This is a genomic window from Nonomuraea lactucae, assembly GCF_003313395.1.
Lineage (GTDB): Bacteria > Actinomycetota > Actinomycetes > Streptosporangiales > Streptosporangiaceae > Nonomuraea > Nonomuraea lactucae.
In genome coordinates this window covers 1-11,598 of the sequence record NZ_QNFZ01000176.1, presented here as the reverse complement: position 1 = coordinate 11,598, position 11,598 = coordinate 1, and the positions used below count along the sequence as shown (strand labels likewise).

12 protein-coding genes and 1 riboswitch are annotated in these 11,598 nt (G+C 72.5%); of the genes, 7 read left to right on the top strand and 5 right to left on the bottom strand.

All coding sequences use genetic code 11. The features are described 5' to 3' along the window. Positions 1–125 precede the first annotated feature (125 nt). A complete protein-coding gene (locus tag DQW85_RS11640; RefSeq protein WP_113700352.1) occupies positions 126–2,378 on the top strand; it encodes a heavy metal translocating P-type ATPase in 2,253 nt (750 codons plus the stop codon). Positions 2,379–2,397: 19 nt separating this feature from the next. On the opposite strand, the gene DQW85_RS11635 is transcribed toward DQW85_RS11640, so the two are convergent. Beyond that, the gene (locus tag DQW85_RS11635) at positions 2,398–4,080 is read right to left on the bottom strand and encodes a VanW family protein (RefSeq protein ID WP_113700351.1); all 1,683 of its coding nucleotides are present in this window, start codon (positions 4,078–4,080) and stop codon (positions 2,398–2,400) included. Positions 4,081–4,560: 480 nt separating this feature from the next. After that, positions 4,561–4,712: riboswitch (cyclic di-AMP (ydaO/yuaA leader) on the top strand. Between the two features lie 12 nt (positions 4,713–4,724). Between DQW85_RS11635 and DQW85_RS11630 the strand changes: the two genes are divergently transcribed. Together DQW85_RS11630 and DQW85_RS11625 are read left to right on the top strand one after the other, a co-directional pair. Further along, positions 4,725–5,537, top strand: a complete 813-nt coding sequence (locus DQW85_RS11630) for a CHAP domain-containing protein (RefSeq protein ID WP_113700350.1) — start codon at positions 4,725–4,727, stop codon at positions 5,535–5,537. A gap of 103 nt (positions 5,538–5,640) precedes the next feature. Next, positions 5,641–6,162 carry a DoxX family protein gene (locus tag DQW85_RS11625; RefSeq protein WP_113700349.1) on the top strand — a complete coding sequence of 174 codons (522 nt, stop codon included), beginning with the start codon at positions 5,641–5,643 and terminating at the stop codon, positions 6,160–6,162. Here the strand turns inward: DQW85_RS11625 and DQW85_RS11620 are convergent. Further along, positions 6,153–7,436, bottom strand: a complete 1,284-nt coding sequence (locus DQW85_RS11620) for an ArsB/NhaD family transporter (RefSeq protein ID WP_113700348.1) — start codon at positions 7,434–7,436, stop codon at positions 6,153–6,155. The genes DQW85_RS11625 and DQW85_RS11620 overlap by 10 nt on opposite strands. A 241-nt stretch (positions 7,437–7,677) precedes the next feature. On the opposite strand from DQW85_RS11620, the gene DQW85_RS11615 reads away from it, so the two are divergent. From DQW85_RS11615 to DQW85_RS11605, 3 genes are read left to right on the top strand one after another with little or no spacing between them, the layout of a single operon-like run. Continuing rightward, positions 7,678–8,346, top strand: a complete 669-nt coding sequence (locus tag DQW85_RS11615) for a response regulator (protein ID WP_113700347.1) — start codon at positions 7,678–7,680, stop codon at positions 8,344–8,346. Between the two features lie 11 nt (positions 8,347–8,357). Next, positions 8,358–8,828, top strand: a complete 471-nt coding sequence (gene crcB / locus DQW85_RS11610; RefSeq protein ID WP_113700346.1) for a fluoride efflux transporter CrcB — start codon at positions 8,358–8,360, stop codon at positions 8,826–8,828. Then, on the top strand, positions 8,825–9,196 hold the full coding sequence (locus DQW85_RS11605) for a fluoride efflux transporter FluC (protein WP_113700345.1): 372 nt from the start codon (positions 8,825–8,827) through the stop codon (positions 9,194–9,196). Before crcB ends, DQW85_RS11605 begins: the two co-directional genes overlap by 4 nt. Here the strand turns inward: DQW85_RS11605 and DQW85_RS11600 are convergent. From DQW85_RS11600 to DQW85_RS11590, 3 genes are read right to left on the bottom strand one after another with little or no spacing between them, the layout of a single operon-like run. Continuing rightward, positions 9,177–9,965, bottom strand: coding sequence for a helix-turn-helix domain-containing protein (locus tag DQW85_RS11600; protein ID WP_113700344.1), 789 nt, complete (start codon positions 9,963–9,965; stop codon positions 9,177–9,179). The genes DQW85_RS11605 and DQW85_RS11600 overlap by 20 nt on opposite strands. Positions 9,966–9,975: 10 nt before the next feature. Further along, complete coding sequence (locus DQW85_RS11595) at positions 9,976–10,239, bottom strand: hypothetical protein (protein WP_113700343.1); 264 nt, start codon at positions 10,237–10,239, stop codon at positions 9,976–9,978. Continuing rightward, complete coding sequence (locus DQW85_RS11590) at positions 10,236–11,048, bottom strand: phytanoyl-CoA dioxygenase family protein (protein ID WP_205315043.1); 813 nt, start codon at positions 11,046–11,048, stop codon at positions 10,236–10,238. The genes DQW85_RS11595 and DQW85_RS11590 overlap by 4 nt, the downstream gene beginning before the upstream one ends. Positions 11,049–11,162: 114 nt before the next feature. Between DQW85_RS11590 and DQW85_RS11585 the strand changes: the two genes are divergently transcribed. After that, positions 11,163–11,598, top strand: a 436-nt coding sequence (locus DQW85_RS11585; protein ID WP_162794910.1) for a YqjF family protein, incomplete at its 3' end; no start/stop codon positions are given.

Here is an 11,598-nt window from a genome sequence, read left to right as displayed (position 1 = left end):
CGCCACGGCGCGCCCCGAGCCGAGCCCCGCCGGGACGCCCGGCAGCCCCAGCGGGACGCCCAGCGAGCACGGCGGCCACGACCACTGACGCGGGCGCGACAGCGGCGCGATAGAAAGGAGAGGTGATGTCACCCATCACCGGCGAGAGGCCGCATGGCGCCGTCGAGCTGTCGATCGGCGGCATGACCTGCGCGTCCTGCGCCAGCCGGATCGAGCGCAAGCTCAACAAGCTCGACGGCGTGAGCGCGACGGTCAACTACGCCACGGAGAAGGCCAAGGTCTCCTTCCCCGAAGGGCTCGACCCGCGTGACCTGATCGCCGAGGTGGAGAAGGCGGGCTACACCGCGGCCCTCCCCGCCCCCCCGCCCGTGACGGAGCCCGCCGGCGACGAACCCGCGGCGGAGGCGGACGCCGAGCTGAGCGCGCTGCGCCGGCGGCTGCTCACCTCGCTCGTGCTGGGCATCCCGGTGATCGCGATGGCGATGATCCCGGCGCTGCAGTTCGTCAACTGGCAGTGGTTGTCGCTCGCGCTCGCCGCGCCGGTCGTGGTCTACGCCGGCTGGCCGTTCCACAAGGCGGCCTGGACCAACCTGCGGCACGGCGCCGCCACCATGGACACCCTGGTCTCGCTGGGCACGCTCGCCGCCTTCGGCTGGTCGCTGTGGGCGCTGTTCTTCGGCGCGGCGGGCACGCCGGGGATGAAGCACCCGTTCGAGTTCACGATCGCCCGCACCGACGGCTCGATGAACATCTACCTGGAGGCCGCCGCGGGAGTGACCGCGTTCATCCTGGCCGGGCGCTACTTCGAGGCCCGCTCCAAGCGCCGCGCGGGCGCCGCCCTACGGGCCCTGCTGGAGCTGGGCGCCAGGGACGTGGCCGTGCTGCGTGATGGAGCCGAGGTACGCGTCCCCAGCGACCTGCTCGCCGTCGGCGACAGGTTCGTGGTGCGGCCGGGCGAGAAGATCGCCACCGACGGCGTGGTGGAGGAGGGCTCGTCGGCGGTCGACGCCTCCATGCTGACCGGCGAGTCGGTCCCGGTGGAGGTACGGCCCGGCGACCCTGTCACCGGCGCCACCGTCAACGCCGGCGGCCGCCTGGTCGTCCGCGCCACCCGGATCGGCGCCGACACCCAGCTCGCCCAGATGGCCAGGCTCGTGGAGGAGGCCCAGACGGGCAAGGCGCAGGTTCAGCGGCTGGCCGACCGCATCTCCGGCGTGTTCGTCCCCATCGTGATCGCGCTGGCCGTAGGCACCCTGGGCTTCTGGCTGGGAGCCGGCGCGGGGCCCGCGGCCGCCTTCACCGCGGCGGTCGCCGTGCTGATCATCGCCTGCCCCTGCGCGCTCGGCCTGGCGACGCCCACCGCGCTGCTGGTCGGCACGGGCAGGGGCGCCCAGCTCGGCATCCTCATCAAGGGCCCCGAGGTGCTGGAGTCGACCCGCAGGGTGGACACCGTGGTGCTGGACAAGACCGGCACCGTCACCGAGGGCAGGATGAGCCTGGTCGAGACGCACGTGGCCGACGGCCAGGACCCCGGCGAGGTCCTGCGCCTGGCCGGAGCGCTGGAGCACGCCTCCGAGCATCCCATCGCCCGGGCCATCGCCCGCGCCGCCATCGACCGGGCCGGCGACCTGCCCGCCCCCGGCGGCTTCGCCAACGTCGAAGGGCTCGGCGTCCAGGGCGTCGTGGAGGGGCACGCCGTCCTCGTCGGCCGCCCCAAGCTGCTCGCCGAGTGGTCGCAGCACCTTCCCGCAGAGCTCGAACGGCGCTTCGAAGCCGCCCAGGACGCCGGTCGCACGGCCGTCGCGGTCGGCTGGGACGGCGAGGCCCGCGCGGTCCTGGTGGTCGCCGACGTGGTCAAGCCCACCTCCGCCGAGGCCGTCCGGCGGCTGCGCGAGCTCGGCCTGACGCCCGTGCTGCTGACCGGCGACCACGAGGCCGTCGCCAGGAGCGTGGCCGCCGAGGTCGGCATCGACGAGGTCATCGCCGACGTGCTGCCCAAGGACAAGGTGGACGTGGTCAAGCGGCTGCAGTCCGAGGGCCGGACGGTCGCCATGGTGGGCGACGGCGTCAACGACGCCGCCGCGCTCGCCCAGGCCGACCTCGGCCTGGCCATGGGCACCGGCACGGACGTCGCCATCGAGGCGTCCGACCTCACTCTGGTGCGGGGCGACCTGCGGGTGGCGGCCGACGCCATCCGGCTGTCACGCCGGACGCTGCGCACCATCAAGGGCAACCTGTTCTGGGCGTTCGCCTACAACGTGGCCGCCCTGCCGCTGGCCGCCATGGGGCTGCTCAACCCCATGATCGCCGGTGCCGCGATGGCGTTCTCCAGCGTCTTCGTGGTCACCAACAGCCTCCGGCTGCGCGGCTTCGAGTAGGAGCGCGCCACGGGTCCGGTCAGGTCTCGGTGGCCGTGCAGGTCAGGCGCGGCTCTGGCTGGTAGACCGTGTGGAAGCGCTGCTTCCGCACGACCTCGCCGCCCTTCTTGAAGATCCGCCACACGTCGATGTCGAAGCCCTCGACGCCCTCCATCGGAAGGCAGTCGGGCGCGGAGTCCTTCTTCTTGGGGAAGTCCTTGACGTTGTAGCGCTCCGAACTCCTCGACTCGATGTCGAACCGCTTGGTGCTCCAGAACTGCACGGTGATCGACGTGTCGGTGTACGACGTCTTGATCAGCACCCCGTACGGGGAGTCGTTGCGCCAGCGGAAGTCCGGCTGCGGGTAGGAGACCGTCGACTCGCGACCGGCGGGGTAGCGGGAGATGTAGAACTGGTGCGGCGTGTGCTGCACGTCCTCGAACCCGCCGAAGAACACCGCGTTGAACATCGTGGTCGCGAACTGCGAGACGCCCCCGCCCACGTCGTTGACGAACCGGCCGTTCATGATCATCGGTGCCTTGACGAAGCCGCGCGCCCGGTCGCGCTTGCCCACCAGGCCGTTCAGGGAGAAGGTCTGGCCCGGCATGACCAGGTGACCGTCGACGATCTCGGCGATCCGGTGGATGTTGGTCACGCGGGGCGCGCAGCAGGGGTGGTTGGTGGTGTAGGTGCTGACCCGCTGCCTCACCCCGAGCCTCCTGGCCTTCTCGGTGGTCAGCCCGGGGCGGGCCTCGGTGACCGGGACGTTCACCGTGCGCTCACCGGTCGCCAGGGCGGTGCCGATGGCCTTGCCCAGCGCGTCGGGGTCGATGTCGCGGCCGGGGCGGCTCGGCACGACCTGCGGCCGGCCCTTCGCGATCCTGAACGTGGCGTCCCTCGGTCGCTGGTCCTCCTCGATGAGCTCGCCCCGCACGTCGTCCACGGCCTCGGACACGTCGTACGAGGGGCGCAGCCCGCCCCGTCCGTCGGGCACGAAGCGCAGGTCGGACGCCAGCCGGGAGCGGGACAGGGTCGCCTGCTCCGACCCGGCGACCAGGGTCAGCGGTGCGGCGACCGCGGAGCGCGCGGTGGTGTCGGCCACCTCGCGCACCTTGGCCGCCGGCACCGCCGGTGGCACCTCGCGCATCGGCAGGGTCACCTCGTCGCGGCGGGCGAGAAAGGCGTCCCGGATCGCCCGCGCGGCTGCCGGCCGGTCGAGCGCGCGGCCCGTCTTCGGCATGGTGGCCTGCGGCTCCAGGCCGCGGTAGGCGATGTGGCCCTCCTGAGGCTTCCTGTCGATCTTCCTCGCCAGTTCGGCGATCTCCCTGCTCAGCCGCCTGTCGTCCACCAGGATCGCCGGGGGCACGGTGCGGGTGCCGAAGAGCGACCGCGCGACGCCCGCGGGAGTGGTGGAGCCGTCCATGGCCCGCGCGACCGTCGCGCCCGCGTCGAGCGTGACGCCGAGGTCCCGGGGCCGCATCCTGACCGTCCTGCCCGCGGCCTCGACGGCCAGCGGTCCGAGGCGGCCGTACGCCTCCTCCAGCCTGGCCCGGGCCTCCTGCGGGGAGAGCCCGCCGATGTCGACGCCGCCCGCGCTGGTGTCGGGCGGCACCTCACCGGCCAGCGCCAGCGCGGGCATGCCGTACGCCAGGAGAGGGACGGCGACGACCACGGCGGACGCCGCGGCGACCCGGCTCCGTGCGGTGCCCAGGATGCGCTTCATCAGCCCTCCGCGGGGCTGGGGAGCAGGGGGAAACTGTGGTGGCCGGTGCGAAGGCTCAGCCGGACAGGGGTGGCAGACATGGACGACCTCGCTCGGGGAGACGGACGGTAGCAGTGTAGCCACGGTTACGCTGCGTGCCCGGGGCCGATTGTCGGAGGTTGAACAACTCGTGAAAGTGGGGCGCCGCTCTTAGATACGCGGCCGGGGGCTTGATCGGCTCCCGCGTGGCGGCCCTTTACCTACGGCGGCCATATCGCCCGCCGCATCAGGCCTTAGGTAAAGAATCGAGCCCCGAATCCCCCGTGGAGCAGGGGATTCCGTTGTGCTGTCCCAGCCAGCGTTTGCCATCCTCTATACGTTTCGCTTACGTTTGGGGGACTCGAGGCGCACGTCCGGCATTCGGCACAACCGCCGGGTGACGCCTCAGCACATCGCCGAGACCGCGCATGGACCACCCTGTACGACCACTTTCGCAGGGGGGCGGTGCGGCCGCCGAATCCGCGGTACTCCGCGGAACCGGGGACCCAATCTCCACTGGGGTGAATCGGGACGACCGCCACGAGCGGCTTCCCGTAGGGCACTTCCACGCCCGAATCCGTCAGCTAACCCGGTAGGCGGCATGGAAGCAAGGAGCAGACCCCAGCATGACCAAGCACGTCCTTCCCCGTACCCTCGTGCCCGCGAACCTCCCCCGGCTCGCCGTCGGCCTGACCGTCGTGGCGGGCGCGGCCCTCACGGGCACCGCCGCGTTCGGCGCGGACGTCCCGGCCTCCGCCGCCGGCCACCCCGCCCGGGTGCAGGCGTACGCGCTGCCGCAGGCCAAGGCCCACGCCCAGGCACCGGCGCAGGTCAAGGCGCACGTCAAGGCACAGGCGCAGGTCAAGGGGCACGTCAAGGCGTACGGCCAGGTGAAGGCCCGCTCCGCGAGTCCGAAGGCCGCCGTCGCGCCGAAGCAGCAGCGCGTCCTGACCGCGCAGGCCCTGCTGCGGGTCGCCGAGTCGCAGGTGGGCATCAAGGAGAACTCCTCCGGCGGCGGGACCCCCTTCCACCGCTGGTACATGTCCTCGCGCCGCGCCACCGAGACCGTGGCCCGCGACGGCGGGAGCGTCCGGTCCTACGCCAACGCGCCGTGGTGCGCGATGTTCGTCTCCTGGGTGGGCGAGAAGGCCGGTGGACGCCCCACGGTCGGCTGGGACGCCTACACCGTGGCCTACGCGGGCTGGTTCAAGGCCAACAGGCGCTGGGGCGCCGCCGCCAAGCCCGGTGCCGTCGTCTTCTTCGACTGGGACGGCGCCAAGCGGATCAGCGGCATCGACCACGTCGGCCTGGTCAAGAAGGACAACGGCGACGGCACGATCACCACGATCGAGGGCAACACCGGCGAGGGCAGGGTGGAGCAGCGCCGCCGGCCCAAGGCGCAGGTCGCCGGCTACGGCTACCCCGCCTACAAGGGCTGACCCGCCAGAGCTCCTCGGTCGCTTGACATCCCCGCTCCGCGCGAGGATAGTGACACTATCCACTATCGGATAGTGTCACTATCTAATTGGCAGGAGGAGCGCGGTGGAAACCACGATCGTTCTCTTGGTCGCCCTGCTGGGCTTTCGCGGGTCGGGCGCGCTGGGCGTGAGGCGGTTCGCCTCGTGGCCGGCCGCCGCGGCGCACGGCCTGGCCGTCATGCTGGTCATGACGGCCGGCGCGCACTTCGTCCCGGCCGGCGTCACCCTCATGCCCAACCACGCCGACCTGGTGCGGATGGTGCCGCCGTTCGTGCCGTTCCCCAGCGCCATGGTCTACGCCACCGGCGTTCTGGAGCTTCTCGGCGCGGTGGGGCTGGTCGTGACGAGGGCCCGCTGGATCGCCGGAAACGGCCTGGCGGTGCTCTTCGTGCTGCTGCTGCCGGCGAACGTCCACGCCGCCCTCGCGGACGTGCCGTTCAACGGGGGCGAGGCGAGCCCGCTCTGGCTGCGGATCCCCGAGCAGGTGCTCTACATCGCCGTCGCCGTCTGGGCCACCCGGTCGGCTCCGCGCGCCTTCCCCGCAGCGCGGGGCCCCGCGCGCCTGCCGGTGGACGCTCAGAGGTAACGCAGCCACAGGTACGGCGTCACCAGCGCCACGGTGACCACCGTGACGACCAGCCCGTACCTGGTGAACTCCCAGAAGCTGATCGGGGTGCGGTTGCGCGCGGCGATGCCGAGCACGACGACGTTGGCGGCGGCGCCCACGGCGGTGGCGTTGCCGCCGAGATCGGCGCCGAAGGCCAGCGCCCACCACAGCACCCGCGCGTCGCCGCCGCTCGCCTGCACCAGCTCGGAGACGATGGGGCTCATGGTGGCCACGTACGGGATGTTGTCCACGATCGCCGACAGCCCGGCCGAGGCCCACAGCAGCAGCATGGTGGTGAAGGCGAGCCTGCCCTCGGTGGCGCCGACGGCCAGCTCGGAGATCCGCTCGATGACCCCGGTCTCGACCAGCGCGCCGACCATGATGAACAGCCCGGCGAAGAACACCAGCGTCTCCCACTCGACCTCGCGCAGGGCCTGCTCGGTGGTGACCTTGGTGACGGCCACCAGCACCCCCGCGCCGAGCAGCGCCACGATCGACGGCTCGTAGTGCAGCACCGGGTGCAGCACGAACCCCGCCATCACCACCGCCAGCACGCCCAGGGACTGCCAGAGCAGGCGCGGGTCGCGGATCGCCTCCCGCTCGTCCAGCAGCATGATCTCGGCCGCGCGTCCCTCGTCGTGGACGAACGCGCGGCGGAACAGCACGCGGCACAGCCCGACGAACACCGCCATCAGCACCACGACCATCGGCGCCAGGTGCACCAGGAAGTCGTTGAACGTGAGCCCGCCCCGGCTGGCGATGATGATGTTCGGCGGGTCGCCGACCAGCGTCGCGGTGCCGCCGATGTTGGAGGCCAGCGCCTCGGCGATGAGGTACGGCGCCACCGGCAGCGCCAGCCGTTCGCACACCAGGAAGGTCACCGGCGCGATCAGCAGCACGGTGGTTACGTTGTCGAGCAGCGCCGAGGCGACCGCGGTGATCAGCACCAGCAGCACCATGAGCCGGAACGGCCGCCCGCGGGCGCGCTTGGCCGCCCAGATCGCCAGGTACTCGAAGACACCCGTCTCCTTCAGCACCCCGACGATGACCATCATGCCGAGCAGCAGGAAGACGACGTTCCAGTCGATGCCGGAGTGCTCGGAGAAGAAGGCCGCCCCGGAGTCGGTGGCGTGGATCAGCAGCATGATCCCGGCGCCGCCCAGCGCGGCGGCGACCCGGCGCACCTTCTCGGTGGCGATCAGCGCGTACGCGCCGAGGAACACCGCCACCGCCAGCCACGCGGTGACCGTCATCGGCCGGCCACCCGGTCGAGCGGGACGGTCAGAGGGGCGCGGACGGGAACACGAGCACGCACGGCGGACGGCCTTCCTGCACAGGGATCAGGACAATGCCGACCAGACTTCCCGGCTCACCACGGCCAACCTATCAAGACCCCGGACGCCCGCGTACCCCCAGGCGGCTGACCGAGGAGCGCGCCACCGGTCGTAATCTGGGCATTGCCGGCATGCCGCCCGGCAGCACAACCGGAGATCCATGAGCCGCATCCTCCTCGTCGACGACGAGCCCCAGATCCTGCGAGCGCTCCGCATCAACCTCGTGGCGCGCCACTACGAGGTCGCGGTGGCCGCCGACGGGGCCTCCGCGCTGCGCCAGGCCGCCGACTGGCGCCCCGACCTGGTGATCCTCGATCTCGGCCTGCCCGACCTCGACGGTGTCGACGTGATCCACGGCCTGCGCGGCTGGACCTCGATACCGATGGTCGTGCTGTCCGGCCGGGCCGGAAGCCCCGACAAGGTGGACGCGCTCGACGCGGGCGCCGACGACTACGTGACCAAACCCTTCTCCGTCGACGAGCTGCTCGCCCGCGTCCGGGCCGCCACCCGCCGGGCCGCCGTCCACGACGCCGAGCCGGCCTCGGCGCGGATCGGCGACCACCTGGTGGACCTGGCGGGCAAGACCGTCTCCGGCGGTGTCCGGCTCACGCCGACCGAATGGCGGATGGTCGCGCTGCTGCTCCGCAATCCCGGCAAGCTGGTCAGCCAGCGGCAGATGCTCGCCGAGGTCTGGGGCAGCGGGCACGTCAAGGAGACCCACTACCTGCGCCAGTACATGGCGCAGCTGCGCAGGAAGCTCGAACGCGACCCCGCCCGCCCGGTGCACCTGCTCACCGAGCCGGGCATGGGGTACCGCTTCCGACCCTGAGGAGGAGGCCCGTGGCCCGTTCCGGCACGCACCGGCCCGCGGAGCCGGGCGTGTCCCTGCGCGCGCTGCGAGGGACGCTCGCGGTGGTCTCGCTCGGCGGCGTGCTGGGCGCCCTGACCCGGTACGGGCTCGGCGTCACGTTCCCGCAGCCGCCCGCGGTGTTCCCGTGGACCACGTTCGCGGTCAACGCCTCCGGCTGCCTGCTGATCGGCGTGCTCATGGTGACCATCACCGAGCTCCGGCAGGCGCCCGCCTGGGTACGGCCCCTGCTGGGGGTGGGGGTGCTGGGCGGGTTCACCACGTTCTCCACCTATGTCGTCGAGACCGGATCGCTGCTGCTGGCCGGCAGCGCGCGCACCGCGCTGCTGTACCTGGTCGCCACCCCCGTCACGGCGCTGGCCGCGGTCTGGGCGGGCAGCGCGCTCACCCGCTCGACCGCCCGGCTGCTCGCCGGCCGCGCGGAGGAAGGACCGGCCCGATGACCGCCCTGCTCGTCGTGCTCGGCGCCGCGCTCGGCGCGCCGCTCCGCTACCTGGCCGACCGGCTCATCCGGTCCCGGTACAACACCGTCTTCCCCTGGGGCACCTTCACCGTCAACCTCGCCGGCTCGGCCCTGCTGGGCTTCCTGGCCGCGCTGCCCGCCCACCACATGGTGATGGCGGGCGCCGGTGCCGGGTTCTGCGGGGCCCTGACCACGTACTCCACCTTCGGCTACGAGACGCTGCGCCTGCTTGAGGACGGGGCGCGCGTCGTCGCCGTGGCCAACGCCGTCGTCAGCGTGGCGGCCGGGCTGGGCGCGGGCGCGTTCGGCCTGGTGCTGGCCCTGGCCCTCACCGGAGCGGGCGGCTAGGGTCTGCGGGCCCGCCTCCCGCCCGGATCGCGCGGGGCGACAGGCCCAGCTCCCGGCGGCAGGCCTTGTTGAACGCCTGCAAGTCGGCGATGCCCACCGCAGCCGCCACCGCCGGGATGGGCAGCGTCGACTCGCCGAGCAGGTGCCTGGCACGTTCCATGCGACGCCGCCGGACGTAGGCCACCACGGTGTCGCCCGTCTCCGCTCGGAAGAGCCGCCCCAGGTGGTTCTGCGAGACCCCGGCCGCCCGCGCGATGCGCGGCACGGTCAGCGGCTCGGCCAGGCACGCCTCGATGTGGGCGACCGCCGAGGCGAAGGCGGCGTGCGGCCCGCCGGCGCCCGACAGGTGGGCGACCCGCCACAACACCGTCCACACGTCGGCGGCGGCCTGGACGGGCGTGCTGGGCGCGACCGTCACGGCATGCCTCATCAGGCTGGACAGCAGCGGCGTCTGCGCGCCCGCGTGCTGCATCACGGGCACCGTGCGCGGCTCGCCCCCGGCGGGCAGGCGCAGGTGCGCGTACACGTGCTCCGACCGCCCGCCGTAGCGGTAGGTCACCTGCGCCCCGGGCGGGATCAGGCTCACGTGACCGGGCCTGATGGGGTGCGTGGTGCCCCCCACCGTCAGCTCGGCGGTGTAGCCGTACAGGTGGAGCTGCCACAGGTCGGGCAGCAGGAAGACGTCCAGCAAGCCGCTCACCCCGTGGACGCCGATCCCGGCGTTGACCACGACGGGTGGTTCGCGCAGCGGCACGTCCACCGTCTCCATGGTGACGAACCTACTGTTCCAGCTTCTCGAAGAAGAACTCGTGCTTGAGGAAGGACATGTCGTACTCGTGCCCCGGGTAGGGCGGGATGAGCTGGGACGCCTGCAACAGGCGCCAGCCGTCGCGGAGCGCGGCCACCCCCGTCCTGTAGGGCGGCTGGTCGCCGTCTCCCGTCGTCGGGTTCGTCCGGCCGGTGCCGTCGTAGGCGGCCCAGCCGACGACGTCGGCGTCCAGCGCCGAGGTGGCCAGGTACAGGACCAGGACCTGCTGCTTCATGCGGTCCTCCGCGGGCGGTTGCTCACGCGGGTCGCCCAGTGGTCGATGTCGAAGGTCGTGTCGCCGGTCATCGCCCGCCACAGGGCGACCCGGTTGTAGATCTCCAGGCGGCCGGTGGCGTCCTCGTACCAGGGGAACCGGGCGTCCAGCTCGGCCGCGACCGCCGGATCGGCCAGGTCGGCGGTGTCCCAGGTCCGCACCTGGGGCGCCGTCGGGTTGAACCGGATCTTGTACATGTACCTGAGGCGGTCGCTGTCGTTGCGCCGCCCGGCGTGCCAGATGCCGTGGTGGAGCAGGAGCACCGTGCCCGCCGGGCAGGTGAGCCGGATCTGGCCGCGCAGGTTCTGGTAGCGCCCGGTGTCGGTCTCGTTGGTGCGGCGCAGGTGGCTGCCCGGCACGAGCAGGGTGCCGCCCATCTCGGCGGTCACCTCGTGCGGGTAGTACATGAGCTGCACGTCGAACGCGTCCGGGCGGGTGTCGATGATGGCGTCGCCGTGCAGCGGCTGCGCCTCGCCGCCGTGCGGCTCGCGCACGTGCACGTGGTGGTGGTCGACGGTGGGGTCCGGGCCGAGGAGGCTCCGCAGCGCTCCGGCGACGGCGGGCAGGCCGATGAGGCGGCTCGTGAACGTCCCGGGAGGAAACGCCTCGGCGATCGGGATCCCGTACGGCACGTCCGGCATGCCCGCGGCCAGTGCGCTGATGCCTTCTGTGTTCAGCTCCTCGGGCACGACCGCGTCGAGGCGCAGGAACCCCTGAGCCACGAACCGCGCCACCCGCACGGAGGGGAGAAGGGGATAACTCGTGGTCATGCGTCCACGCTAGGGGGGACCGACCAGCCCGTTCGTGGCCTCGATTCACCATTTGTGGTGAATTCTCACCACAGCATCGCGTGTCCCGGCGATCGCCCGGGTACGATCCGGGCCATGCGCGTCCGTCCCACACCGAGGGTCGCCCGCCCGGTCATGTACCAGCGGTGGTCGCACATGACGTTCCTGCACTGGCGCTATCCGGTCGAGGCCGTGGGGTCGCTGCTGCCTCCGGGCCTTGAGGTGGAGCCGTTCGACGGCGCGGCGTGGGTGGGCCTGGCCCTGTTCCGCATGGAGGGGGTGCGCCCGCCGGGCGTGCCGGCCCTGCCCTGGCTGTCGCTCTTCCCCGAGACGAACGTCCGCACCTACGTCCGCGACGCGCGGGGCCGCAACGGGGTCTGGTTCTTCTCGCTGGACGCGGGCCGCCTGGTCGCCGCGCTCGCGGGCAGGGCCGGTTTCCGGCTCCCGTACTTCTGGTCGGACATGTCCGTGCGCGCCGACGGCCCGCGCTGGCGGTACCGGTGCGCGCGCCGCCGGCCCGGTCCGCCGGGCG